This window comes from Leptospira bouyouniensis (assembly GCF_004769525.1).
Lineage (GTDB): Bacteria > Spirochaetota > Leptospiria > Leptospirales > Leptospiraceae > Leptospira_A > Leptospira_A bouyouniensis.
The window spans coordinates 1-26,866 of sequence record NZ_RQFT01000008.1; the positions used below are offsets into that span (position 1 = coordinate 1).

Sequence of the window (26,866 nt, forward strand, 5' to 3'; positions counted from 1 at the left end):
CAGTTCGATTTGGGCGGGGATCTATACCTTCTTACTAGCCCAACTCCCTCCCCATCACTGTCACCATTCGGTTGCAAAAATTTCAAATATAAGCAATTGATAATACTACAGGGCAATCAACTGCCAAAATCATAATAAATTTCACTTGCAATTTCTTGAATGAATGTAAAAATTTCAGAATTCCGAATAGGAATTCCGTTATGAAAAATCTAATCTTATTTATTGTCTTTTTATCACTCACATCTCCCTTATTTGCAATCAACACTGTCATTTTAAAAAATGGAAAAACAATCAAAGGAAAAGTAACAGATCAAAATGAGAAAGGACTCACTGTCCAAACAAGTGAAGGTTCGCAAAACATTTCCAAATCACAAATCCTAAAAGTCATTTATAAAGATGTAAGCGACCAAGAAGCAGAAAAAATTAGACTCGCGGAAGAAAAAAAACTAAAAGACAAAGAAGAAAAAGAAAGGGCTAAACTCGAGAAAGAAAAATTAATCGCGGAAGCAAAGGAACAAAAACGCTTAGAAGAAGAAGCAAAGCTAGCTGAAAAACAAAGATTAGCCGAGGAATCTATCAAAGAATCTCAAGCGGAAAAAGAAGCAAAAGCAGAAGCGGAATGGTTGGCAACAAGGCAACTTGGTCCATCACCGGCAGCAACAAAGTGCGGAGGTCGCTTAGCTTTGATTTGGCGATCTGCCGTTTTACCGGGATGGGGTCATTACTGCGGAGGTAATACAACTTCAGCAGCTACTTATGGAGTATTGTTTTTTGGAACTCTCCTTTACACTCTTGGTCCTCTTCATACTGAGGAAAAAAATGCGAAATCACATTATGATAACATGGTTTTATTCAACCAAATTGCGGGGCCAGGTACAAGATTCAATGCACAGAATATCAGTTTACCATCAGAGTTTATCTTTGGATTTTTGGAAACATCAATCGCAGATGATTTGATTGTAAAAAGTAAAGACAATGCAAAAGAAGCGAATGCAAAATATTTAGTCGGACTAGGTACTGTAGGAATTATCTATATCACAAATGTCATTCACGCATATATGATTGGTCGTGACCAATACCCAGAAAGACCAATCGTAAAATCTGGTGGAAAACAATTTAAAGAAGGTTGGGATTTTGAAACCAGCTGGGACAAACCACAAACCATTACATCATACCGACCACCGATGAATTCTGTTTATGCAGAACTTCGTTATTCTATTCTTTTTTAAGGAGATTTTATGAAAAGAATCATTTTATTGATAATCCTATCTAGTTCATTATTCCAATGCCGAATATTTAAACCTTCGAGCCTAGATCCAACGGAAGATTTAGGATCGTTGCAAGCCTTACTACGATTTTTAGCATTGGCCGATGCTTTTAATACACAAAGTCAAACCGTTATATTTATGAAATTTACGGATGCTAACGGGACTCCTTATACTACTGGCAATATTGAATACTCCGTATTTAATGAAGCCGATGAAAATGGAATCCCGGTATCTCCTTTTGGATCAACTGGAAATGTTCAGACTTATATATCGACTCCTGATTCCATTGGAAGGGCATTTCTATTTTTTAGCGAAAGAGGAATTGCGAATGTTACCCTTAAGGATGTAGGGAACAACTTAATTGGCTCCATCAACTTTAGAATTTATAATGGCATCACCAAACAATCATTTTCTGTCATAAGTCAAGTTGGTAATGCTCAATTCATATTAGAAGATTTGGCCAATTATCGCAACCGATTGGCTACCAATTTCACCTTCACACCACTTGGTTCTGCAAACGGGAGACAGTTTATTTATTTAGAAGTACAAACGAATTATATAGCTCCAGACCAAAACACTTCCATCGGATACATTGCTTCGAGTGCCGATGGAGAAAATTATGACTTGGTGACTCGAATTGATGGAGTCACGATTGAAAAAAACATTAGTTACGAAAAAATCCTAAAAATTTCTAAACCAGTTTTCAATGGATCAGCTTATGTTTTTTTCCTTTCGGAAGAAAAAAGAAATTATTCCCCTCCCAATACCTTTCAATCAAACTTCAATTTGGTCTTAAGTATCCCTGCTTTCTTTACACCCAGTGCCGCAACTGCCACTAATTTATCTTTAGATTCTAATCTATTTTTATTTCGACAAGATAACTTACCTTGGATGTATCCGGTGTTATATTTTGGAAATGGAAGATACATGATCACACCAACATTGTATCCTGCGGTAGAAATAACTCCAATCCTATTAAATGCAGATTTCACAGTAAACCAAAATATGGTGAGTGCATTCAGTTGCAATCTAGCAGATTCCAATTTTAATGCAGTAGGATTTCAAATCGTCAATATTGGTGGCATAGAATATTTACAATGTCCAAGTTCTACATTACCATCGGCAACGATTACTGTAAGAAGTATCGAAGCAAATACTTTAAACAATCGCCAAGTGAGTTTCAGTGGTTCTGGCACAAATTTCGAAACGTTTCCTTATTTCGTAAGGGGTAAGTTTGTGGCTACTTTTACAACAGCTCCAATCGGATTTACTTTTACCAATGATTCCGATTATTTACTTCCATCACCAACTATCACTAGAAATGGAACACTGATTTCCGGGTTCAATTCGGCCATTAACAATGGCAATACAAGTTCCATCCTAAGGACTGTTAAAAGCTCTGCAAACGCTGATTATTTTATCTTATCAAATAATCCAACTTTTGCGGCACCGACCGTTGAAATCTTCCGCAGTACGGATAGTCTTGGCAGTGTCATTCAGATTCCGACGATTCCAACAAATGTTAGTGAGTATAGCACAATTATCACCAATGCAGAACAATTACAATCCTTCAATGGTTTATTAAATTATAGTTATGCAATTTCAACCTCCAATAATGTCGGCTCTTTTCCAGTTTATCTCACTCGCTTCACAAAAGGCGACGGGTCTTGGGAAGATCTACCAAAACTCATCAAAATTAGATAAAACAAAATAATCATTTTGCGATGAATTAATATATGAAGCAAGATTAGTGATAAGATTTTTAAGGTCTATCTAGTTTGAAACATGATTTTATTTCTTCATGACTCAATCGGAAATAGAAGTTGATCTACCCACTAATTTGAATTCTTTAAGAAAGTTACCTATTAACAAATCATATTCTTCAGATACAGCATTCCTTTGGTTTAGTTTGAAGAATGAATTCTCAAAATAAAAAATCTTTTTAGAAGGTGTTTTCAGATTTTGAAAGATAGAATCCGATCCGTTTGGAGAAATAGTTTTCTCTTTTTTGTCATACAAAAGTAAAACCGGTTTTGAGATTAGTTTTGCTGTATTCTCTGGTGATACTTCATTCACAAGTAAATCCCCTCGTAACTCTGCAAAGGACAAACTGAGTGGTGTTAAAAACCGAATCAAACGAGAATAGGAAATTGAATACTTCTGTTCCACATAGGAACGCATATCTTTAAAAGGTGAGTCAGCAATGATGAATCCATATTCATACTGACCGTCAGCAAACTGTAAGGCAGTCGCAGCACCTAAATTCACCCCAAAGATACCGATCTGATCTTCGGGTGTATTGTCAATTTCTGAAAAGTATTCTACTGCCCTCTCCAAATCCATTTTTTCATGGAAACCATAAGTAGAATATTTTCCATCACTTTCGCCATGTGCGCGTGCATCATACACGAAGAGACTACAACCCCGTTTCCAAAATATGGGTGCATATGGTAACATTTGGTATTTTGATTCTGAAATTCCATGTAACAGGATAATACCACAATTTTGTTTTTTAGAATGTTTAAAATACCAACCCCTTAAACGTATTGTTCCATTTTGAAACCGAATCGATTCAGGTTTGGGCAAACTAAAATCTGAAAACGTAAGTTGTTTTTTAAAATCACCTTCGTCTACTAAAGAAGGTATGGAAGGAGTCAAGATTTGTGCAGATAAAAAATATGAAGCAACTAGCATTAATAAGGCGGTAATTAAAAAGAACAAAGAAAGTGATTTTTTCATGAACGAGTGCCTAGGAGGAAAATCTAGGAATCCTGGATAGTGGAAAGCGAATTTTTCAAAATCTCTTAATTTAAACCGAAAAAGAATTGCTCTCTTATCAACTTTACTTTCATCTTTAGAAAGTCTATGAAACATTATTTAACGTTTATCTCCCTCATTTTATCAGTGTTTTCGGCAAACTGCCGGACCATGGATGCCGCCATCCAATACCCAGAATCTGGGAAATCCAATTTAGGGATCACCAAGGTGGCTGTGCTCATTTTCGACATAGAAGAAGCAAAATGGGGAGACGAATTTACAGATGCAGTTTCTTTACAAATCGCAAAATCTCTTCCCTTTAAAGTCATAGAAAGGGAACAACTTTCAAAAGTAGTAAACGAACAAAGTTTTTCAAAAACCGGCATTATCGATACACAAACTGCCGTTAGACTTGGGAAAGTATTGGGTGTTGATGCACTTGTTTTCGGAAGGGGCTCCGCTTTAAAAAAATTTGATGAGAAAGGGAAACTTATTCCCAACCTAGTTGATACTGTCTCTTTAAAAATTGTTCACATCGAATCTGGACAAGTGATTGTCAATGCGAGAAAAAAACCAGGAGCCGATTGGACTATGGCTCGTATCCTCCAATATAGTCTTGGTTTTGGATTTATTTGGAGTCGCGATGATATTTTAATTGCAACTAGTCAATATGACTTTGTAGCAGAAAGTTTGGTTGATCGAATTGTAAGTGAGCTAAATAAATAAAAGAGTAGATATGCTTCAAGTTGGCAAATCTCAAAAACATTATTTCAATCATAAGGAGTCATGAATGAAAATTAACATTGGAATTCCCGAAGAAGAACGAAGTGCTATTTCCGAGTCTTTAAAGAAACTATTAGCAGATACATATACCTTGTATCAAAAAACGCATAGTTACCATTGGAATGTCACTGGACCTATGTTCCAAACTTTACACTTACTTTTTATGACACAATATACTGAACTCTGGAATGCGATTGATCCAATTGCAGAAAGAATTCGATCCCTTGGATACTATGCTCCTATGGGTGGTTGGGAATTTGCAAAGTATTCCAGCATCTCCGAAGACAAAGAAGTACCCAAAGCAAAAGATATGATCAAAAATTTGGTAGAAGGGAATGAAGCGGTCATACGAACTGCACGTGCTGCTTATGCACCATCCGAAAAAGGCAATGACCAAGCAACACTTGATCTATTAACGCAAAGATTAGATATCCATGAAAAAACAGCTTGGATGTTACGTTCCTTACTCGAGGAATAAAAAAAATTCTACTTAGAACAGTAACCGATTCTAGGTTACTGTTCATAAAACAAGAAATCGAAATAAATGAAAGCGCGAACTTAACTTTAGTTTATAACGTTCACCAGATTAATTTTTATCTAACCAATTTTTTAAAATTTTCAAATATTCTTCTTGGTGGGTAAAATGTATATAGTGCCCACCTCCTTGAATCGTAATCTTTTGGTTATTTGGGAACATTCGATCCATAATATCAAAATCTGTGTTTTTTATGTATTCTGAATTTCCACCTAACAAAAACAAAACTTTCGCTTCAGATGTTTGATTTAAATCAAACACATCATCGAAGACTCGCCTTGCATGGTTTAATCCAGTTACATTTAATTTCCATCGATACAAACCATTTTCATTTCGTTCTAAACTCATTTGCAAAAATTGTCTAATGAATGTATCGGGAACAAATTTTGCCATTTCAGAATCGATTTGATTTCGGGAAGAAAATCCATCCAAAGGGAATGACATCGAATTAATTTCGTTATCGTAAGCAAATGGATAAGATCTAGGTGATATATCTTGGATGATAAGTTTTTTTAGAATTCCAGGATGAGTTAAATCAAAGTACATCCCTACAAGACCACCCATTGAGTGTCCTAATAGTAATGGAGATTTGATATGATTCTGAAGAATGAATTCTTCTAGATCCTGGGACATTAATGGGATAGAATGTTCATCGCTATGTGGTGAATCACCATGGTTTCTTGCATCAAGCGTATATACGTTTCCAAATTCAGACAAAAATTTTGCGACGGTAACCCAGTTTTTTAAGGATCCAAACAACCCATGTAAGATAATCATATCCCCAATGGACTGTTGATTCGGATTTGGATTTTGAAATGGATAGAGTTTGTAGTTTAGTTTCACAAATCCTTCCTATAGAGTCAGTGTTGCTATTTAACTAACGAAAACATTCTTTTTTAAGAATTTGTAAATGTGGTAAGATTTGTTTTTTTTCTCTTGGACCAATTTCTGATGTATATCGAATCATTTGGTTGATTTCTGATTTAATCCCATCACTAACAGGTTGAAAACAAGGGATAGAATCTGGATCCTTTGTCATAACACTTAATTCTTTTACTAAATCCTTAGTATATAGAGTTACATAATTTCCAGTGGGAAAAAGATACAAATAACGTAATTTCCCTTTTCTTAGCTCTTCTAGACGGCAACGTAATTCCACACCACAATCAAGAGAAGGCATACTCTCTGTTGCAAGATATCCTGCGTAATCTGAGTGTTTTGTTTTCGGATAAGATTCAAGTAACTTCCAGAAATAATTAGAATCTACATAATATTTCCCAGACGTATAATCATATAATAACTTTGTTTGGTGGCGTTTTAGAAATTCTAATGTGTTTGGATCATTGTCTGGTTTGACGCCTTTTTCATTCATTAGATCAACAGTTTTTTTTAAGAAAAAACCAGCCTTGGCACGAATGAAGATAAACTCATCACCAGTATATTTTCCAGTTGAAGAAATGGAAAATATCGTATCTGTAATCTCTTGTTTTGTCAAAAAATCAACATGTTTTGCAAGGATCATTCTCTCTGCTTCGAAGAGTAAAGTTGACAAGTATTGTTTGGGAGGTACAGAACGTACAACAGAACGTTTGATAAACCCGGATAGTCCGTCTATCAATTTGATTGGTATCCAATCTTCTTTTGGACTTTCGAGGGAATCTTTGTCAAAACGAACAGGTTCCCCAAATTTCAATTTTCGCAAAACATCACTTTTCTCATCTGCAAACAAATGCAAATTAAGCCCAATTACAGGGATCACAATTTCAGATTGTAAATCTCGTTTTAATATTTCTGATGGTTTGGATTGTTTTGGTTTGGTTTGAAACTTAGGTTCAGAAAGAAGAGGAGATACAAATACAATGAAAATTAAAAAGGATCGAAAAAATAACAAGGAACGTCGAAAGGAATCATAAATCATAAAATTTCCCTTCATTGAAATATGATGGGATTCACCAAATGATTTCAGAAGTTTGAAATTCATTTTTGATAACAATCGATCAAACTTTGTCCCTCTACCAAGATTTTTTAGTAAAGGGACAGGTTTCATCTTATTTTTGTAAATCCAAAACCATTTGTTTGATACGTGCGACACCTTTTTCGATGTCTTTTTCACCTAACGCATAAGACAAACGTATGGCTTTGTCATCTCCAAAAGCAATTCCTGGTACAGCTGCCACATTGTATTTGTCGAGAAGGACATCACAAAATAATTTAGAATACGAAGTTTCTTTTTTCTCTGCTAGAAGTCGTTTGAAACCAGGCATTTCATAAACACCAGTCATGTAAGGGAATGCATAAAAAGCTCCTTCTGGCATACGGCATTCCACACCAGGGATCTCACGAAGGAGTCCTACGATGAGTTTGCGACGTGTGTCAAAGGCCTTTAACATTTCTGCCACTGGAGTTTGGTCACCTGAAAGAGCTGCCTCTGCCGCCGCTTGCGAAATAGAAGAAGCATTACTTGTTGATTGGCCTTGCATAGTGTCCATGTTTTTGACAATCTCTGGATTACCAGCCCCGTATCCAATCCTCCATCCTGTCATAGAGTATGCTTTCGATACCCCATTTATCACAAAGGTTTTTTCCTTCATCTTTTCCGAGATCATGGCAGGGTTTACAAATTCCAATCCATCATAAATAATTTTTTCATAGATATCATCCGAAACAGTGATGATATCTTTTGGCTCCAAAACCTTTACGAGAGCTTCCACATCCGAACGAGTGTAAGCTGCTCCTGTAGGGTTAGAAGGTGAATTAAAGATAAACACTTTTGTTTTTGGAGTAATTGCTTTTTCCAATTGTTCCGGAGTGATTTTAAATCCACTCGAAATGTCTGTTGCCACAATGACAGGTGTCCCTTCTGCTAATCGAACGATGTCCGCATAACTTACCCAATACGGTGCAGGGATAATCACTTCATCACCAGGGTTGAGCGTAGCCATAAAAAAATTATAGAGTACTTGTTTTCCTCCAGTCCCTACAATAATTTGATTTTTCTCATACTTGAGTCCATTTTCTGTTTCAAACTTTTTGATGATGGCTTCTTTAAGAGAGACAGTTCCACTTACGGGAGTGTACTTTGTTTTCCCTTGGTCCATTGCTTTTTTAGCAGCTTCTTTGATATGAGTTGGCGTATCAAAGTCAGGTTCCCCTGCTCCAAATCCAACTACATCAAGTCCACTCGCTTTCAATTGATTGGCTTTCGCTGTGATCGCGAGAGTGGGAGAAGGTTCTACGACATCAAGTCGTTTTGCTACAAGTTTCATTTTGTCCTCTAGTTTGTGAGTGATTCTTCTGGAACTGTTTCTTTGAACTGGTCCAAAGTATAAATTTCATATTCATACCCTTGTTCGGTGAGGAAGAGCTGTCTGTTTTGCCCAAACCTTTCTTCGTTTGTATCACGCGAAATGAGTGAGTAAAAAATCGCAGTATTGTCTTGGGATTTTGGACGTAGGATCCGACCCAAACGTTGTGCTTCTTCCTGTCTGGAACCAAAAGTTCCCGAAACCTGGATCGCAATATTTGCATCTGGTAAGTCGATCGAAAAGTTTGCCACCTTCGATACGACAAGTTGTTTGATTTGACCAGTTCGGAACGCTTGGTAGAGTTCTTGTCTTTCAGGGAGTGGAGTTTTACCTGTAATCAAAGGGATTTTGAACGTGTTGGAAATCTCTTCTAACTGATTGATATACTGTCCAATCACCAAAATATTGTTAGTGGAGTGTTTTTTCAAAATATAACTGATCGCACGAAGTTTTTCTGGGTTTTCTGAAGCTAATCGAAATTTCTCACGATCATCCGCAACAGAGTACTTCATTCGAAGATCGTCTTCCATCGGAACACGAATCTCCACACAATTGGCCTCCGCAATCCAAGACTTGGCTTCGAGTTCCTTCCAAGGCACATCATATTTTTTAGGACCGATTAGAGAGAATACATCTTCTTCCAAACCATCCTCCCTTACGAGTGTCGCAGTAAGACCTAACCTACGTTTGGCTTGCAATTCAGAAGTCATACGAAACACTGGAGCTGGCAATAAATGCACCTCATCATATACAATGAGTCCCCAATTGTTTGCACTGAAAATATGAAAGTGAGTGAAGTCCCCACCTTTTTTCTTTCTATGTGTTAAGATATTGTAAGTTGCAATAGTGATCGGTTTGATTTCTTTCATTTCACCTGAATATTCACCGATGTCCGACTCCGGGATATCCGTTTTGTCTAGAATTTCATTTCGCCACTGGCGTATGGACAAAGTGTTCGTAACTAGGATCAGAGTCTCTGCTCCAACAATTTGCATAACCCCCATACCCACGATGGTTTTACCCGCACCACAAGGAAGGACCACAACTCCAGATCCACCTTCATTTCGCCCTCCCGCATGGAATGCTTCCACTGATGCTCTTTGGTAATCTCGCATACCAAACTTAATCCCACCTTTTGTCGTAGGACGTAAGTTAAACGGGTATTTATTCCCTTCATCGTATCCAGCAAGGTCTTCTACAGGAAAACCAATTTTAATTAACGCTTGTTTGATGTGACCACGGTATTCTTTTTTGATACGAATTTTATCACCTTCCATTCCATCCACAAAAGGTTGGACAGCGCGGTTGTTGGCGATTTCTGTGATAAAACCTTTTTCGTTGGAGATGATGTACAACTCCCCCGACTCTTCTTTTACGAGTTTTACTTTACCATAACGAGAAATTTGTTCTCTCACTTCATTCATTACGTTTTTCGGAACGGAATAACGAGCAAATTTTGTTAAGCCTTCGATGATTTCATCCGCTGTCATTTTAATCGAAGCGGCATTCCACAAAGAAAGGGGAGATATGCGATAGGTATGCATATATTCCGGGCTTTTTTCAAGCTCGGCAAACTTGGAAACGAGGTCCCGACACGCTTCAAATTCTGGGTTATCCACCTCAAGAAGCATTGTTTTGTCACTTTGTACGGTGAGTGGCTTGGTCATGGTATTCCCTCTCAATTTAACCAGGCTGTGGAGAGAAACTGCCCTGTCAACTCATTTGATTTTAAGAGATTTTGGATGAGTTTTCCCATGTTTTTTAGGGCAAAACCAAAAAAATAAGAACGAAAACATGGATCAGACCGTCTAATTCAAGTTATTCTATATCCTTTTACTGAATCAAATAATCGAATCAGTTTCGAAAATCAAAATCTCTACACTTTAGCAGGATTGTATCGGATGGGCGTTCCAATATTTTTTGATTTGTCAATTTCTTGGATGAAAGGTCAGGCTCCTCCGGGGTGCGCTTACGCTTCCGTCAGCAACTCGCCGTTAGTCGAGTCGCTGATCTAAAGCCCTACGGATCCTTAACGCGCTAAATAATCTTCTAATATAGATTCATTTGCTCCGGGTAAATGCATACGGTCAGTGAGAAACTTTCGAAATTCTTTTGCTCCTTTTTCACCATGATACAATCCTAAAATATGCCGGAGCACATGGTGGACTTTTCCCCCACCCAATCGAAAGGACTTTAGATAGGGTATCATCTCTTTTAAAACTCTTTCTCTTGTGGGTAGTATTTCTTTTGATCCAAAATAAAGGGAATCGACATCGGCAAATAAAAACGGATTGTCGTAAGCTGCCCTTCCAATCATCACTCCATTTACTTTTGTTAGGTGGTTATCAATTTCTGAATGGGTTTTGATTCCACCATTGATGGTGATCGGCAAATTCGGAAAATCATTTTTTAATCGGTATACATCGTCATATCGTAATGGTGGAATTGTTCGATTTTCCTTGGGAGAAAGTCCTTCTAATATCGCAATCCTTGCATGGACAATGATATGGTCCACACCAGCTTCATTGATTTTAGAAACGAAATGATATAGGTCTTCGTAAGATTCTTTTCCATTCACACCAATCCGGTGTTTAACGGTCACAGGAATTTTGACTTTGGTTTTGCAGGAAGAAACCATTTCTGCTACAAGTTCAGGTTCTTTCATGAGACAAGCCCCAAAACTTCCACTTTGGACTTTGTCGGAAGGGCATCCAACATTCAAATTGATTTCATCATAGCCGTAGTTTTCGCCAATGTTGGCACATTCGGCTAGAGCTTTCGGTGAATCACCACCTAATTGAAGTGCAACGGGATGTTCTTCTTTAGAAAAATCTAAGTGACGGTGGTTATCTTTCCCACGAAGGATGGCGCCCGTGGTCACCATTTCTGTATATAGTAACGTATGTTTGGAGATTAACCTTAAAAAAAAGCGAAAATGCCTGTCCGTCCAGTCCATCATCGGAGCAACAGATACGCGGTGCGATGGGACAGGACTTGGCAAAAAAATCTCCTATGCTTCTTGTGGGTGTTCCTCTCTTGATGGAAGGCTTAGTACCGAGGAAATTTCTGTCGGAACCCCTCTATGGATTTCTTCAGAAGCAATTACTGCAAAGTTCCTTGGGGGTAGTTCCTTTGTCAAAAAGAATGCAAAGGCTTGTCTTAAGTACCTAGAAACTACAAAAATAAGGAACCTGTTCTCGTCCAAAGCCTTTTGTAATTCATTGTAAACCGATTCCAGAATTCGAACACGGACATCATGTGGAAGGATGATGAGTTTACTTCCATCCGTTTCATCAAGTGTGATACTTTTGTTCATACGATCAATGATTCTTGGATCAATTGTCACCACATGCAACTTACCATCAGGAGAAAGGAAATCATTAATGATTTGTCGCGATAAGGCTTGTCTTACATGTTCAGCTAAATCGAATGGATTGTTTGTGCGTGGTAGGTGGTTTGCAATCGCATCCATAATTTTCGGAAGGTTCTTAATGGACAATCCTTCAGCCAAAAGATTTTGTAATGTCTGTTGGATGATCCCAAGCCTTCCTTGTTTGTCGTAATCCAATTCGCCCACAAGCGTAGGATGGGTTTGACGTAAATGTTCGAGAAGTGCTTTCACTTCTTCTCTACCCAGTAGTTGTGAAGCATAATTGGAAATCAGTTCTTTTAAATGTGTGATGATGACGGTCGAAGGATCCACAACAGAATACCCTTTGTTTTCCACTTCGATTTTATCATTTGGGTCAATCCAGGTAGCTTTCAAACCAAACGCAGGTTCGGTGAAAGGTTCCCCAACAATTGGCTCTAAGTTTCGAGACGTATTGTTCATCGCCATCAGTCTGTCTGCCCTTACAGCAGATTGGCCCACGACAACCCCATTGATACGAATGCTATAATTATCATGTGGGATTTCTAAATTGTCAATGATGCGAATCGCAGGGATTACAAGCCCAAAATCAATCGCAAATTTTTTACGAGTATTGGCAATCTGTTCTAGAAGATGCCCACCAGAAGATGCATCCACTAACGGAAGTAAATCGCGACCAAGTTCTACCTGAATTGCTTCCACTGAAATTTCTTTGATATAGTTTTCTGGTTTTTTTTCTTGGACTTTTTCTTGTGAAACTGTTTCGATTTTTTTAATCTCTTCTTTTGCTACTTGTTCGATCGAATACCCCAAGTATCCAATGGCACCAGACAAAAATAGAAGTGAGAAAAAAGGTAACCCTGGTATGAGACTTGCCATCCCAAGAGCCCCTGCCACTACGTATAAGGTTTTCGCATTTCCAAAGAGTTGATCTTTGATCTCTACTGTAAGTTTTTTTTCTGAACTGGAACGAGTGACAATGATACCTGTTGCAGTTGTAGAAAGTAGACCCGGGATTTGTGAAACCAGTCCATCCCCAATCGTAAACTTACCATAAGTTTCAATGGATGCAAGGAACGATTCCCCTCGAATCGTAGAACCAATGAGTATTCCACCGAGTAAATTGATAGCTGTGATAATAAGACCTGCTCTTACGTCCCCTTGTACAAATTTGGAAGCTCCATCCATGGCCCCATAAAAATCCACTTCTCGTTGGACTTTTTTACGTTTCACCTTGGCTTCTGCTTCTGTAATGGCACCACTATTCAGTTCCATATCAATGGACATTTGTTTTTGTGGTAATCCATCGAGTGTAAACCTTGCAGCCACTTCCGAGATCCTTGTAGCACCTTTGGTGATCACTAACACCTGTACAATGGTAAGGATGATAAAGATAATTAACCCTACCACATACTTTCCTAATCCTGATTCACCACCTACCACAAAGGTACCAAACGCTTCAATCACACTTGAATTCATGGCAGGCCCTTTGGAAAGGATCTGTCTTGTTGTCGATACGTTTAACGCCAAACGAAAGAGTGTGGTGATGAGCAGTAAACTTGGGAAAATCGAAAACTCACTCGGTTCCGTCACAGAGAGTGCCGTCATAAGGATAAGGAGGCCAAGTCCTATACTAACAACAATGAGGATATCTAAAACAAATCCAGGGAGAGGGACAATTAACATCCCAAGGATCATTAAGGTTCCCACACCTAACACTACATCGGATTGTTTTAAGATATCTCTAAAGTTCATATGGTTATGCCATTCCTACCTTTTTTTTGAACTTCTCAAGTGTGATGAGGATTTGTACCACAGCTTGGAAAAACTCTTGTGGAATCTCTTCTCCCACTTCTACTTGTGCATATAAAAGTCTTGCTTGTTTGGGACTTTCCACGATCGGAACATCGTTTTCGCGGGCGATTCTTCGTATTTCAAGTGCTAGGCGGTTTTCCCCTTTTGCAATCACTCGAGGTGCAGAATCCCTTCCCATTTCATAGGAAAGAGCCACTGAATAATGTGTTGGATTTGTGATGACAACATCGGCTTTGGGAACTTCGCGTAACATATTTCCTTGCATCATGTCACGAGCAAGTTGCATCCTGCGGTTTTTCATCACAGGGTCCCCAGAGTCTTCCTTCATCTCTCGTTTCGCTTCTGAAGGAGTTTGTTTTAATGATTCTTCAAATTCAGATTTTTGGAAAAAGAAATCGGCCACCGCAATCCCAAGTAATAATAGTCCTGCCGCCATCATGATCTTAAATCCAGAATACGTCACAAGTGTGATGGCTTGCATCATACCCATGTTGCCTGTTAGTAAAACTTTTAAAAAATCTCCAGAAATCAAAATATAACTAATCACTCCGATTAACACAACTTTTGCGAGTGACTTCACAAGATTAAATAATGTTTGGCGGTTTGGCAATACCCGCTTAAAATTGGGAGAAATTCGGTCAAACCGAAAGGACAATGCTCTCGGAGAGAACATAAACCCCACTTGCACAACATTTCCCACAATCGCAAACACTAGTGTAATAGCAAGTACTGGCCATAGAAGGTTAAAAAAATCTTTGGAAACACCAGATAGGATCACTCGGAACTCTTCTGCACCGAAACGTTCGTGGTGCATCCCCATCGGTAAGTATTTTTTTATAAAGAGAGCTGTATTTTTGATAAAGGTATCACCAAGCAAAAACAAAACACCGGTTCCTCCAAGGAGGACTAAAGTTGAAGCTACTTCGTTGGATTTGGGAACATTCCCTTTTTCCTTTTCCTCCCTCCTTCGCCTTTCACTCGGAGGTTCCGTTCTCCCTTCATCGGCCGCGGCAAATAGCTGCAGTTGGATTTCATAATGACCTGTTACATAAGCGAATGGAAGTTTACTTTCTAATTCCGGTAAACTTTCTAAAGAATTGGCCTGCTTATTTTCTTCCAACATAAAAGGGTATAACCAAGACGGACGGAATAAAACCCAAGTGAACAATTTTTTAAGAATTACCTCAAAATCGAAAGCAAATCGCACTTCACTTAACAAACATAAAACGGTATTTCGAAACCGAAGCCTTTCAGTATACAAAGAGTCCTTTTCTTTCATAAACTAGGCCACTCCCGAACAAGTAAACTTGCCTTGTCCATAGAGATTTGAATCCCTTGCACCATTTGGGTGGCGATAAATGTTAACGTTGCGATTAAGGTTAATGTTCCAATGAATACTTTCAATGGGAAGGACATAGACATCACATTCATTTGTTGTGCTGCCTTTCCCATCAGTCCCTCTGCAAGAGAAACCAAAAAGAGAATACCCATGACAGGGAGCGCAATTTTAAACGATACTACAAACATGGCCCCTATCGCATCTTCAACCAAACGGTACAGGCCACTATTGACTTTCCCTGTAAAGGATATGATGCGTATCTTTTCAAAGGAATATGCAAGAGTTTCAATGAGGAAACGGTGGGCCCCAATCACAAGAAAAAGTGCCGTTGCCATTAGGTTTTTCATGGTTCCAATTGCAGGGAGTGAGTTTTGGGTAACAGGATCGAGAATTTCCGTGTATCCGAATCCAATTTGGTTATTAAAAAATTCACCAGCCATTTGGAAGGCACTAAACACGAGTGAGACGAGAAATCCAATAAAGACTCCAATAAGCATCTCAGATAAAATCATAATCCCAAAATTGATCATATGGCCAGGCACAGGAGGCATATAGTTTGCTACAACTGGATACACAATGAGTGATACCATAAATGAAAAGATCATTCGTAACGAGAAGTTAATAGATTCAGAAGAGAAAAATGGTGCAACAAGGAAGAGTCCGAGGATTCGAACTAAAACAAAAAGAAAGGATTGAAAGTGTAAGATGAATGCTTCCATATCATATCTTTTCGATCATAAAAAAAATTTCTCTTGTATAGTCAGTCATCACTCGCACCATCCAAGCTGAAAAAAACACAATGACAGCAAAAATGGACACAAGTTTCGGAACAAAAGCAATTGTTGGCTCTTGAATAGAAGTTGTTGTTTGTAAAATACCGACGATGAGTCCAACTACAAGTGCAGTAATCAAAATGGGACTTGAAATTTTTAAGGTCACAATGAAGGCTTCTCGCATCATATTGACAACATCGACTTCTGTCATTTATAACTCCTTACAAGTTCCAGAACGAGTAAGTTCCAACCATCAATGAGGATAAAAAGAATCAATTTCAAAGGAAGAGAGATCATCACCGGAGGTAACATCATAAAACCCATTGCAAGAAGGGCAGAAGCTACAATGAGATCAATCACGATGAATGGAATGAAAATATAAATACCAATGATAAATGCTTTTTTTATTTCGCTTAACATAAACGCAGGCACAAGCACATAAGAAGGGACATCATCAAAAGATTTTACATTTTGCACTTTACCAATTTTTAAAAAGAGAGCTACATCCTTGGTGCCGTCTTTTCCAAGTTGTCTAATCATAAATTGACGTAAGTGTTTCATGGAACCTTCCATAAAAGCAGATTGGTCAATTTTCCCATTTAAGTACGGCTGGAGGGCTTCGTCATTCACCTTACCGATGGTAGGCGCCATAATAAAAAATGTAACGAAGAGTGCAAGTCCCATCATCACTTGGTTCGGTGGTAGGTTTTGGAGAGATAACGCCCTTCTCACAAAATCAAATACAATGACTACTTTGGTAAAAGATGTCACACTCATCACAATCGCTGGTGCTAGCGATAAAATTGTGACAAGAAAAAGTATCATGAGGGACAAACTGGTTTCTTTTGGTCCCCTCGCCTCATTGACGTTAAACGACAAATTCGGAATCGGGATTCGTGAACCTTTGTCCTGCGCAAGCAAACCAGCAAATCCACTTGCTGAGACCAAAAACAATATGCTAATGAGAAAAATAATGGATTTATGTCTCTTTATAAAGGAAAAAAAACGAAGTCTCATGTTTCTCCTCCCTCTAAAAGTTTTCTATGTTTGCGAAGCCGTTCCAAACCTTCCTTTGCTTTTCGTTGGATTTCGGCTGCCCCATCCATTTCCAAAGTTTCCATTTGGTTTGGATTGATTCGGATTTTTCGTTGTGCTTTGGATTGTAAACTTTCGAGAACGGTTTCCAAAAAATTAGGCACGTAAGGATCTGCCTCTTCTTTCATTTTTTGGATTTGGCTTTTTTCCTCAGGGGCTGTTACTTCTGTTAGTAAACTCACGGATCCATCCGCGACACCTAACACAAGTGTACGACCACCAACTTCTATGATTTGAACTGATTGGGTGGCAGACAAAGGCAAACTTGACAAAACCTTCATAAACCCTTTCACAGGATACTTGGCTGATTTTGATTTTTGCATTTGTAAAATCAAATAATACCCTGCTCCGACAAGGATTGCCAAAACAAATAAAATCTTTAGTAAAATCCAAGTAGCGGAAGGAGAATCATCTTGGTTTTCGGAATATCGCTCTTGGATTAAATTGGGTTCTTCTTTATTTCCATTCGAAGATTCCGACTGACCATTATTAGTGGATGAATTAGAACCATTACCAATCTGAGATTTAACGTTGGAATCTGAACTTACATTCGATCCTGAATTCCCATTGGATCCACTTTCAGACCCAGTTGGTTTGGATTTTGACTCTCCCAATTCTTGGCGTAAAATTTGATCCAATTCCTTAGTATCTGCGTTTTGAGAAAATAAGGGAGAAAAGAAAAAAAAGAAGAGGATGGAAAAGTACATAACTTTCCTATTCACTTCTTTTCCTGTCTTAGTTTTTTGGATCATTTTTCGCCTTTGAGTCTGTCTGTAGGACTTACGATATCAGTGACACGAACACCAAAGTTTTCATCGATCACCACAACCTCACCTTTGGCGATGAGTTTTCCGTTCACGAGTAAATCTACTGGTTCACCAGCTAACTTATCTAGCTCGATGATGGAACCTTCCCCCAAACCTAAAATGTCTTTGATGTACATTTTGGTTCGTCCAAGTTCCACTGTGAGTGCCATCTGCACATCCATCAGTAGATTGAGGTTGGTTTGCCCGGGCCCACCACCAGCAGTTGCCAGCGAAGGAAAGTTTACACCTTTGATACCAACAGAACTTTGTCCACCACCCATACCCATGTTAGGTTGCATGTTGACATTCATTCCGCCGGACTGTTGTTGTTGTTTTTGTCCACCACCCTTTTGGATGTCAAGGATGGAATTTGCCATAGATAAAGCGATTACATAGTATACCTTAAAAGATCCAACTCCATCAATGTTCAAACTGAGAGAAGTCTTCACCAAACTAGCGTCATCCGGAAGCTGTAAGTCTCTTCCTGAATTGACAAGGGAAATTTCAGGTGGGCTACCAGACATGGTGCCACCCAATTTCATCCCAATTTGCGCTGTTACTGTACCAAGGATTGGGGCAAGTGAGTCTTTTAGTGTTTGGAGTTGGGCATTGTCGAGTTGTCCTGGAGGAGCCATTCCCCCCATCATCACACCTGCAATTTTAGCAGCGTTTTCTTGGGCCATGACGAGACAAACTCTTCCCGCCAAACTACCGCTAATCGTTGAATATAAACTGACTGATTTTGTGCCTAATTCTTTTTGGATGTCCGCAGAAGAGCTCGATTCCGTGGCAGGGTTCATAAAACGAGTGTTTTTTGCCAAGATCGTGCCAAGTGTGTTCCCCGCCACCTGGAATGCAGAGCCGATCACATCTGAAATAATGTCGCGGTCAATTGGAGATAGGTTGTCCGATGACGAACTGGATGCGCCACTTAAGGAAGAGAGGTCGAATGTATCATCCGCGCCTTGTAGTAATGCGTCTATCTCGTCTTGTGAGAGTGAACCTTCACCCATGCCCTTTTATCTCCGGAAAAACTTAGGATAATGAGACATAATATGAATGTTTTTGTCACTCAGTTTTTTTCCGAATTGACAAAAAGTGACCAAACTCTAGTCAAAGGCGCCGGAATTTCCGTCGGCATAGGCCCGTAAATGGTCATACGAATAAATTCCTGTATTATGATAGTCACTCCAAACAATGGAGATGGCATACCGGCCTACTTTGGTCCAAGAAATCAGTTTGATGGACTCGATATGGCCTGTGGCTTGGCCGACTTTTCCACCATGCCCACCCCGACAAGTGGCGCATGGGCATTTTTTACGAAGGTCTAACAATGAGTATTTGCTACCATGCCCATCCTTCCAATCGATATAGAGAAACTCGTCATCAAAGGAAATTTCTTTCGGGAAAGTCGCAAGTTGAGAATTCATCATCTTAAAATTTGACCGGTAAACTTGTTTTTTTGGATTTAAAATGACCCACTGTGGTTCCGTATTGGATTTTATCTCCCAGTTGGATGTTTGTCAAATCGATTGTATCATTTTCAAACACCAGGATGACTGTGGATCCCATTTCAAAACGTCCCATTTCAGAACCTTTATCGATCATAATGGAGACATCTTTGTAGTGGTGTTCCTTGGCAAAACGGATCCAGTTGTTTGTGACGATTTTATTATCGTATGTCACTCGGATTTTTCCCACATTGGAAGCTCCTACTTTGATCACGGCAATTTTCCCATATTCTGTTTGTAAGAAGGTGATAAGCCTTTCGTTTTTTGGGAATAACCCACGGATATTCAAGACTGCCAAATCATTAACTGGGAATAGTTTTCCTGGTTCATAATAATATCCCAAAATCTGACCTGCAAATGGACTATGGATCCTATGGTAGTCTTGTGGGGATAAGTAAAAGGTGATGTATTTCCCATTCGTAAAGTGTGGGTAAAATTTCTCGGAACCTAACAATTCTTTTACGGAATAATCAATTCCTTTGGCTTGAATGATGGTAGATTGATTGATATTCCCAAAACTTGTAATTTTGGAATCTGTGGGTGAAACAACAGCATTGGCTGCTGAATCAATGATCCGAGCCTCTGCACGAAGTGCTCTTGTAAAAAACTGATTGAGAGAGGCATACTCTTTGATTTCCAATTCCGCTTCACTTAAATTGATTTTATAAGCCTTAGCAAATGCCTTTAGGATTGGAATCATCATAAATCGTGGAAGTTTCAATGTAGAAAAGTAACCAAAGATTTTGGAGATTAAGTTTTTTGGAAGTAAGGTTAAAAACAGTAAATAGATGTCCTTAAAAATTTCATACCTTGCTCCGGATTCAGAAAGATATTTTTTTAATTCTAAATTGGCAGATTTACCTAGTAACATAAGGGAAACAAGTAGAGGTACACTTGTGATGACTGCAGCAACATAACCCCAATGCATTACAAAAGTTAAAACTTCGATTCCATATTTTACATATAAGTATGAGAAGCCAAGTGTCGATCCAATGAATAACATTCTAAAAAAATTGGAAAACTTTTCACCAAACACATAAAATGCATTTTGTTCCCCGCTATAAAACCAACCAGCAAGGCTTAAAATCCCAAAACATAAAAAAGATACAACAAATAGGATCACCGGCAGGGAATCCTTTTGTTCTAAAATCCGATTGGGAAATGTTAGGATGGTTTCTAAATTAACGGCACCATAGGAATACAACACATACCCAACAAGAGTTGCCATGATAAATCCTTCAAAAAAGGAAGCAAGCATACTCACCAAACCTTGTTTTGCGGCATAATCCGTTCTCACAACACCTGCTATCCCAGAAGATTTACCCACTGCAGTTTCTGTGGACAAAAAGAACGTACTGAGCGAAACAGAAAGTCCGCGTAAAATCCCAAAGGCTCCACCACCTTGCAGAGCTTTAATGGAAAACGCTTCTTTTGTGACATCGGATAAAAATCCAAAAAAGGAAATCATACCATTTGAAAATATAGAGAAGTAACCAAAGATAAAAAGAATAATTCCAATGGGTGCGAGGATACTAGCTGCTCTACCAACTCGCCTAACACCCCCGACTACAATAAATAATAAAATGACAGAAATGGAAATGGGACCCGACAAACCAGACAAACTAAGTCCTTCCTTCGTAAGATAGGTTAATCCAACAAAAGGGAAAATCCCACCAAAAACAAGAACGGTCACAAGACTTGCCAAAGAGAACGCAACGGCAAGCCACTTCGCTCGAAGTGCTTTTTCGATAAAGTACATGGGACCTGAAAGGTAACGCCCGCTAGGGAGTTGGTTTCGAAATTTTACGGCAAGAGTTGAGGAAACAAACCGGATTGGCATTACAAATAAACTCATCACCCAAATCCAAAAAAGAACGCCAATCCCACCATAGGCGATGGCAAGAGCGGTTCCAATGACCGAACCCGCAAGTAATGAGGAACCTATCCCGGCAAAAAATGCTTGGGAATGGACCAGTTGTCCCTTGGAACCCTTAAAATCCATATTCCCAGTCAAAATTTTCAAAGATAAGAAAAGGAATCGGATCTGCGGGAATCCCAATCGTATGCTTAAATAAAGCGAAGCGATGAGAATGAGGTAAAAATATGGGCTTAGGATATCTGATCCTAAAATGAGATTAAACTTAGATCCGTTTTGAAAGAGTGTTTCCATATAGGTTCTTCCTCACGAAATTGGATGAAATTGTTATGTCAAGATGTATTGTAATCCTTTCGTTCCTCGTTTTTCTGATTTGTTTTCTTCCAACAATGGACCTTTCCGCCGAAGCATCAGGGATTGAAGTGGGTATGAGATACGGATCGGGAGAAAGGGTACCAGGAAGGTTTGATGGTGACTTAAAACAATTTGCATCCACATTTAATCCTCTCGTTTTCTCTGATGTGAACCTCAAAGGAGGAAAAACAACTTATCTTTATGAAGGATTCCTTCGGTTCCTTTTGGATTCCAGAAATCGTGTGGGTTTTTATGTGGGAAGGAATGACTGGCAAATTCTCCAACTAACTGAAGTTACAAGTGACTTATACTATACAAAACTAAATTCAGAAATTTATTCCTACCACATCCTTGGGATGTATCATTTTTCAATGCCAATTTGGAAAAATTGGGAGTGGGAAAATGGTTTGGGAATGGGTTTCACATCAGCCGATTGGAATATACGAGGATATTCTATCGGGGAACCTCTTCCCAATACACAATATTTCAACCAAAGAGGAAGATTAAGAGGGAGCGGACTTGTATACCGAGCTGAAACCGCCATCAATCATAGGTTATACGAAAATACATTTTTCCAAATCGGAATCGGCTATCATCATATTGCGATCGATAAATTCAGTGGAAATTACAATGGCGAAACTTCAAGTTTTTACATTCGTGCTGATGGACGTGTGGGTGTGATTGATGACACAAGGATCATTGATGCAACTGTGAGCACTGCACAATCGTTCAGAAGGTTAGATATGAATTCTGGCGCATGGATTTTGTATTTTTCAGCCTTCCAAAGGTTTTTAGATTGACGATCCAAAAGATTCGATGAAATTCTTTAAGAAAATTACATGAAATCCCCAAAAATCATTACCATCGGTATCAAAGAATTGGCCCATCAGAAGGTCATCCTAGCTGCTTGGTATAACTTTCTAAAAGAAAACTTCGATGCAAAAAAAGTTTCTGCTGAAGAGTTTACCTTGTACTTACAAGCACATGTTATGTATGATTTAGATAAGGATCAAATTGAATTGATGTTATCTGGATCTGAACCTTTACTTGAAGAATTTAAAAAGTCAATATTTGGATGAATCTCCAGATCTTCGGAACCAAAAAGTGCAAAGATTCTAAAAAGGCACAACTTTTTTTCCAAGAAAGACGTATACCATTCCAATTCATCAACTTACAAGAAAAAGAAATGAGCAAAGGGGAACTCAGATCAATTCTTGGAAGCGTAAAGTTAGATGATTTGATTGATACAGAATCAAAAGTATACGAAGACAAAAATCTAAAATACATGTTATACGATAAAGAAGAAACACTTTTGGCAAATCCTTTACTTTTCAAAACACCTATCGTACGAGATGGCAAAAAAGCCACAATTGGATTTGTTCCAGATATTTGGAAACAATGGATTAGTGATTCCAAAAAATAAATGATCGAAACAAAAGTCGAAACGATTATACACAAACCAATAACGGAAGTTTATGCATATGTCCGTAATATGTTAAATCAAACTTCATACAACCAAAGTATACTTGCAGTTGAAGCCATAAACAAAGAAGCAACGGAATATAAAATTCAAATTGATTTAGGCATTTTCAAATTGAATGAAATTTATAAAATCAATGAAGCTGTAGAAAACAAACTGATCATTGCAAGTTGTACGGCAAATGGAATGAAATTTACAGATCGATATGAGTTTTTAGAAACTGGAAAGGATTGCCAACTTACCATACTAGATAAAATGGAATTGAAAGGATTGTTCCAACTCAGTGAAGGTCTAGTCAAAATGAATCTCAAATCACAAATGAAGGAAAATCTCCATTCTTTAAAAAAAATTCTAGAAACTAAAATTTAATTCAAATTAGCTTCCAGAATTTTTTCGTTTTGAATATTCCTTCACAATCTCAGGCAACATGGGTAAGGAACTGTGAATACGATGCATTTCCAATGCCGGTCTTGCAGGAATACCAAAATACACAGTTTTTTCTTTTGAGTCTTCCGTTAGACCTGAAAGTCCCAAAAGAATCGAACCTTTTTTCATTGTTAGGTGTTCTGCCACAGCAGACTGTCCTGCCAAAAAACAACCATCTTCAATCGTGACTGAACCTGCAAGTACTGTAGCACCAGCTATATAAACATAACTACCAACTCGGCAATTATGACCCACATGGACGTGATCATCAAATTTAGTAAAATTTCCAATGGTTGTAGATTCTAGCGCCGCACGATCTACCGTACAATGTGCACCCATTTCCACATCATCACCAATCACAACATTTCCTATTTGTGGTACTTTGTATCGCACTCCACCATAATCATAAAATCCAAAACCATCTGCTCCGATCACAGTATTTGAATGGATTAAGTTTCTTTTTCCAATTTTGCAGTCATAGTATACAACTACACCGGATTTAATAACAGTATCTTCACCAATTTCGACATTGGATTCAATAACAACATTTGGGTATAAAACAACATGATTACCAATTGTAACGTTTTCCTGAATCACTACGAAGTCCATAATGGTGACACCATCACCAATTTTTGCCGTCGGATGGATACTTGCTTTCGCAGAAATTGAAGGGGGATGTTTTGGTTTCTTTTCGAATAAAGAAATTACTTGGATAAATTTTACTTTAGAGCCTTCTTCCGGTATGATGATGGCATTGGGAAAATGTGATGAAAGAGATTCGATGGTCAGTGCTATTTTTACTTCAGTTGCCTTCTTATGTTTATTTAAATATTTTTTTGAGGCCACATAATAGATGCTATTTGGGTCAACTAACGAGTGATGTTCCAAGTCTTTGATACCATTCACTTCTAAGTCTCCATTCCCTGTGAAATTTGCCTTTAGTTGTTCAGCTAATTCTCTTAGTTTCATTTTGACACCTTTAATGAGAAAAATATGAGAAGGGACATATTTCAATCATAATTTTGAATCCCCCACTTCGGAAAATTTAAAAACAAACCGATGATTATGGTATGCCACTTAAAGATAGTAATAAAGTACTACTCTGCATTTTGTTAACTTACACTGTTCAATATTTTTTCAACACCAATCAAAGTTTAATGGCGGAGGAAGGAGTAGTTTTTGAAAATCCATATCAAAAAACCGAAAAACAAACAGATGTTACTTTTTTTAAAATCTATTTTGCTAAAAAATCAAACCAAATACCTAAAGCAGATTTAATAAAATTACAATCCGTGGCCGATTTTTTAAATCAAAATCGTAATTATGAAATTCGGATTGAAGGGCATGCGGTCGAAGGGAAAACAAATAAAGAAAATATTTTACTGAGTGAAAAACGATCTTTAGAAGTGGAACGTTTTTTATTGATCCACTTTGTGGAACCTAACCAAATTAGGCGATTATTCTATGGTAATTCAAAAACACCAAACCTTACCAAAGAACATGAAGCACTTAATAGAAGAGTTGAAATTAACGTACAACCAATGAATTAAACTCCAAGTTTCCATTGATTCCAATCATCAATAGTATCTATATCATTTAAAGTTTCTAACAAAGCATAGGATTTATTGTTTTCCTGAATTCTCTGTATCGTCATTGATAAAACAGATTCTGTACTCCAAGGGATATCAGAAAAAATTTTTGTAAAAAGCTCATTCATTCCAAGTAAATAATATCCACCATCCATAGCAGGTCCTAAAACAATTTCTTTATTTTCTAATTGTGTATATGCCTTTTCAAAAGTTGACAAACTAAGATATGGACAATCGGTTCCGATGATCAAAGTTTTACATGGATTTTCTCTTAACTCCAATTGGAATGCCGATTCCATCTTTTTACCTAAATCACCAGAAGATTGCAATTTATGTTGGAACCCTTCGCCAAAATATAAATTTGGATTTTCAGGAATTTCATCCCAATACACTATTTTTGTTACATCCAATTTGTTTGTGATAACATTCGTAAGGGATAATAATTCCAAATACACTTCTAAAGTTTTCTTTTCACCAATGGATTTTGCTAATCGTGTTTTTACATTCCCCTGCCGTGGTTGTTTTGCGAAGATAATCAATTTCTTTAATTCCATAAATACCAAAACCTATTAATGATATAACCCAATTCAAATAAAAATAAGATTCCGAAACATAATTGAGATATGACAACATGGCAATGAAAACAACAAGTGTTTGCAAAAACATACTTATATAACAACACATCCCAAGAACTACAAATAAAATCCAGTACCAGGAATGTATTACCGGCGAAAACATAAGGAATAAAAAATATATAAGAAACAAACGTTTCTCTATAGGTAGAGTCATAAACGAAGTCTGAAATATAAGAAATAAAATAATAGACGCAAATATACTTAGAGAAAAAAATCCAGACAAGTATCCATATCCTATCATTTCTAATGGGAAATAAAAAAATGGCTCAACTATCCCAGAAAATCGAAACGAATGAAAAAACAAACCTATTCCTCGATTTGTTTGGGTCTGTAAATTTGAAAAAACTGTTAACTTCCATAAAACGAAAACGGTTAATACTACAAATGTAGGAAGTAAAACCTTTCTCCATTTTTTAGAAAAACCTAGTATAAATATAATGGTATTAATTTTAAGTTGTGACAATACCAAAAATGATATCCCTTGTTTCCAAACTTGACTTGTATGGATGATGATAAGAATCCAAGGAACAATGAGTATCTCAGGGTGCAATTGGGATAATCCTTCAATCAAAACAATAGGATTTGCAAAATATACCCAATAAAACCGGAAGCTCTCTTTCGGATAAAATTTGCGGACAAGATAAAGATTCACTCCATCAATGATTAAAAATATGATTTGTATGCCTAAATAAGTCGTGTGCAAAACAGAATTAAGAATCGATCCCATCATAAACACCGCAAGCAGCAACAAAGGATATACAGAAACATAATCCGGACTATTCATATTTGTAACCAAATCATTGAGTTCAGAAACATATTCTGGATGTTTGATTACCCAATCATTCGGTGTCAAACCATACGGAGAAAACCCGTTTAACAACAACTGAGCATCAAATAGATAACGATAAATGTCATCACTAAGACTTGGATTTGACCCAAGAACAAAAAATCGTAAAATAAATTGATAGGATATAAAGATCGAAAATCGATTTTTAAAAATCTCTAATTTATTTTCTAAAAAATAGAAATAAATTACCAAAACAAATGTAGAAATGAAAATTGATAAAGAATCCTGACGATTGAATCCATTCACAACAAAAAATAAAAGGAATGGGTAAATTAAAAATGGAACCATTTTGTCCCTACTGT

Annotated in this window: 27 protein-coding genes; 9 read left to right on the top strand and 18 right to left on the bottom strand. The window is 37.7% G+C overall.

Going from position 1 to position 26,866, the window contains the following annotated elements; translation table 11 throughout:
* Positions 1-200 precede the first annotated feature (200 nt).
* Positions 201-1,229: an LA_0442/LA_0875 N-terminal domain-containing protein gene (locus EHQ43_RS08240; protein ID WP_135770732.1), complete on the top strand. Its 1,029-nt coding sequence runs from the start codon at positions 201-203 to the stop codon at positions 1,227-1,229.
* A gap of 9 nt (positions 1,230-1,238) precedes the next feature.
* Positions 1,239-2,972, top strand: a complete 1,734-nt coding sequence (locus EHQ43_RS08245; protein WP_135770734.1) for a hypothetical protein — start codon at positions 1,239-1,241, stop codon at positions 2,970-2,972.
* A 102-nt stretch (positions 2,973-3,074) separates the two neighbouring features.
* Here EHQ43_RS08245 and EHQ43_RS08250 read toward each other — a convergent pair whose 3' ends face one another.
* Entirely contained in the window at positions 3,075-4,007 is a 933-nt protein-coding gene (locus EHQ43_RS08250; protein WP_135770736.1) for an alpha/beta hydrolase, read from the bottom strand.
* Positions 4,008-4,133: 126 nt separating this feature from the next.
* On the opposite strand from EHQ43_RS08250, the gene EHQ43_RS08255 reads away from it, so the two are divergent.
* Positions 4,134-4,751, top strand: coding sequence for a CsgG/HfaB family protein (locus tag EHQ43_RS08255; RefSeq protein WP_244242713.1), 618 nt, complete (start codon positions 4,134-4,136; stop codon positions 4,749-4,751).
* 64 nt (positions 4,752-4,815) lie between these two features.
* A complete protein-coding gene (locus EHQ43_RS08260; RefSeq protein ID WP_135740747.1) occupies positions 4,816-5,286 on the top strand; it encodes a Dps family protein in 471 nt (156 codons plus the stop codon).
* A gap of 108 nt (positions 5,287-5,394) precedes the next feature.
* Here the strand turns inward: EHQ43_RS08260 and EHQ43_RS08265 are convergent, their stop codons facing one another.
* The 14 genes from EHQ43_RS08265 to asd form a co-directional block, all read right to left on the bottom strand.
* A complete protein-coding gene (locus tag EHQ43_RS08265) occupies positions 5,395-6,186 on the bottom strand; it encodes an alpha/beta fold hydrolase (RefSeq protein ID WP_135770738.1) in 792 nt (263 codons plus the stop codon).
* 34 nt (positions 6,187-6,220) lie between these two features.
* Complete coding sequence (locus EHQ43_RS08270) at positions 6,221-7,261, bottom strand: SH3 domain-containing protein (RefSeq protein WP_244242744.1); 1,041 nt, start codon at positions 7,259-7,261, stop codon at positions 6,221-6,223.
* A 130-nt stretch (positions 7,262-7,391) separates the two neighbouring features.
* The gene (locus EHQ43_RS08275; RefSeq protein WP_135770740.1) at positions 7,392-8,609 is read right to left on the bottom strand and encodes a pyridoxal phosphate-dependent aminotransferase; all 1,218 of its coding nucleotides are present in this window, start codon (positions 8,607-8,609) and stop codon (positions 7,392-7,394) included.
* An 8-nt stretch (positions 8,610-8,617) separates the two neighbouring features.
* The gene (locus EHQ43_RS08280; RefSeq protein WP_135740744.1) at positions 8,618-10,315 is read right to left on the bottom strand and encodes a DNA repair helicase XPB; all 1,698 of its coding nucleotides are present in this window, start codon (positions 10,313-10,315) and stop codon (positions 8,618-8,620) included.
* A 362-nt stretch (positions 10,316-10,677) separates the two neighbouring features.
* On the bottom strand, positions 10,678-11,649 hold the full coding sequence (dusA, locus tag EHQ43_RS08285) for a tRNA dihydrouridine(20/20a) synthase DusA (RefSeq protein WP_135770741.1): 972 nt from the start codon (positions 11,647-11,649) through the stop codon (positions 10,678-10,680).
* A 9-nt stretch (positions 11,650-11,658) separates the two neighbouring features.
* Positions 11,659-13,773, bottom strand: coding sequence for a flagellar biosynthesis protein FlhA (locus EHQ43_RS08290; protein ID WP_135770742.1), 2,115 nt, complete (start codon positions 13,771-13,773; stop codon positions 11,659-11,661).
* 4 nt (positions 13,774-13,777) lie between these two features.
* A complete protein-coding gene (locus EHQ43_RS08295) occupies positions 13,778-15,112 on the bottom strand; it encodes an EscU/YscU/HrcU family type III secretion system export apparatus switch protein (protein WP_135740742.1) in 1,335 nt (444 codons plus the stop codon).
* Positions 15,109-15,891: a flagellar biosynthetic protein FliR gene (gene fliR, locus EHQ43_RS08300; protein WP_012389490.1), complete on the bottom strand. Its 783-nt coding sequence runs from the start codon at positions 15,889-15,891 to the stop codon at positions 15,109-15,111. The genes EHQ43_RS08295 and fliR overlap by 4 nt, the downstream gene beginning before the upstream one ends.
* Position 15,892: 1 nt before the next feature.
* Positions 15,893-16,156 carry a flagellar biosynthesis protein FliQ gene (gene fliQ / locus EHQ43_RS08305; protein ID WP_012389491.1) on the bottom strand — a complete coding sequence of 88 codons (264 nt, stop codon included), beginning with the start codon at positions 16,154-16,156 and terminating at the stop codon, positions 15,893-15,895.
* Entirely contained in the window at positions 16,153-16,962 is an 810-nt protein-coding gene (gene fliP / locus EHQ43_RS08310) for a flagellar type III secretion system pore protein FliP (protein WP_135740741.1), read from the bottom strand. Before fliP ends, fliQ begins: the two co-directional genes overlap by 4 nt.
* Positions 16,959-17,747, bottom strand: coding sequence for a FliO/MopB family protein (locus EHQ43_RS08315; RefSeq protein WP_135771088.1), 789 nt, complete (start codon positions 17,745-17,747; stop codon positions 16,959-16,961). Before EHQ43_RS08315 ends, fliP begins: the two co-directional genes overlap by 4 nt.
* A 41-nt stretch (positions 17,748-17,788) precedes the next feature.
* The gene (gene fliN / locus EHQ43_RS08320) at positions 17,789-18,859 is read right to left on the bottom strand and encodes a flagellar motor switch protein FliN (RefSeq protein ID WP_135770743.1); all 1,071 of its coding nucleotides are present in this window, start codon (positions 18,857-18,859) and stop codon (positions 17,789-17,791) included.
* 96 nt (positions 18,860-18,955) lie between these two features.
* Positions 18,956-19,279, bottom strand: coding sequence for a DUF971 domain-containing protein (locus EHQ43_RS08325; protein ID WP_135770744.1), 324 nt, complete (start codon positions 19,277-19,279; stop codon positions 18,956-18,958).
* A gap of 1 nt (position 19,280) precedes the next feature.
* Entirely contained in the window at positions 19,281-21,527 is a 2,247-nt protein-coding gene (gene asd / locus EHQ43_RS08330) for an archaetidylserine decarboxylase (protein ID WP_135740737.1), read from the bottom strand.
* Between the two features lie 35 nt (positions 21,528-21,562).
* On the opposite strand from asd, the gene EHQ43_RS08335 reads away from it, so the two are divergent.
* Genes EHQ43_RS08335 through EHQ43_RS08350 form a run of 4 tightly spaced genes read left to right on the top strand, consistent with a single transcriptional unit; the run spans position 21,563 to position 23,436 of the window.
* Positions 21,563-22,387: an LIC_11366 family protein gene (locus tag EHQ43_RS08335; protein ID WP_135770746.1), complete on the top strand. Its 825-nt coding sequence runs from the start codon at positions 21,563-21,565 to the stop codon at positions 22,385-22,387.
* A 39-nt stretch (positions 22,388-22,426) separates the two neighbouring features.
* Positions 22,427-22,666: a hypothetical protein gene (locus EHQ43_RS08340; RefSeq protein ID WP_135740735.1), complete on the top strand. Its 240-nt coding sequence runs from the start codon at positions 22,427-22,429 to the stop codon at positions 22,664-22,666.
* A complete protein-coding gene (locus tag EHQ43_RS08345) occupies positions 22,663-23,010 on the top strand; it encodes an arsenate reductase family protein (RefSeq protein ID WP_135740734.1) in 348 nt (115 codons plus the stop codon). The genes EHQ43_RS08340 and EHQ43_RS08345 overlap by 4 nt, the downstream gene beginning before the upstream one ends.
* A complete protein-coding gene (locus EHQ43_RS08350) occupies positions 23,011-23,436 on the top strand; it encodes an SRPBCC family protein (protein WP_135740733.1) in 426 nt (141 codons plus the stop codon). It abuts the gene before it with no gap.
* 6 nt (positions 23,437-23,442) lie between these two features.
* Here EHQ43_RS08350 and lpxD read toward each other — a convergent pair whose 3' ends face one another.
* Positions 23,443-24,462 carry a UDP-3-O-(3-hydroxymyristoyl)glucosamine N-acyltransferase gene (lpxD, locus tag EHQ43_RS08355; protein WP_135740732.1) on the bottom strand — a complete coding sequence of 340 codons (1,020 nt, stop codon included), beginning with the start codon at positions 24,460-24,462 and terminating at the stop codon, positions 23,443-23,445.
* 101 nt (positions 24,463-24,563) lie between these two features.
* Here lpxD and EHQ43_RS08360 point away from each other — a divergent pair, with 101 nt between their 5' ends.
* Positions 24,564-25,043, top strand: coding sequence for an OmpA family protein (locus EHQ43_RS08360; protein WP_135740731.1), 480 nt, complete (start codon positions 24,564-24,566; stop codon positions 25,041-25,043).
* On the opposite strand, the gene EHQ43_RS08365 is transcribed toward EHQ43_RS08360, so the two are convergent.
* Both EHQ43_RS08365 and EHQ43_RS08370 read right to left on the bottom strand, forming a co-directional pair.
* Positions 25,040-25,636 carry a TIGR04282 family arsenosugar biosynthesis glycosyltransferase gene (locus EHQ43_RS08365; protein WP_135770748.1) on the bottom strand — a complete coding sequence of 199 codons (597 nt, stop codon included), beginning with the start codon at positions 25,634-25,636 and terminating at the stop codon, positions 25,040-25,042. The two genes, EHQ43_RS08360 and EHQ43_RS08365, sit on opposite strands and share 4 nt — an antisense overlap.
* Entirely contained in the window at positions 25,554-26,852 is a 1,299-nt protein-coding gene (locus EHQ43_RS08370; RefSeq protein WP_135770750.1) for a hypothetical protein, read from the bottom strand. The genes EHQ43_RS08365 and EHQ43_RS08370 overlap by 83 nt, the downstream gene beginning before the upstream one ends.
* Between the last annotated feature and the right edge of the window lie 14 nt (positions 26,853-26,866).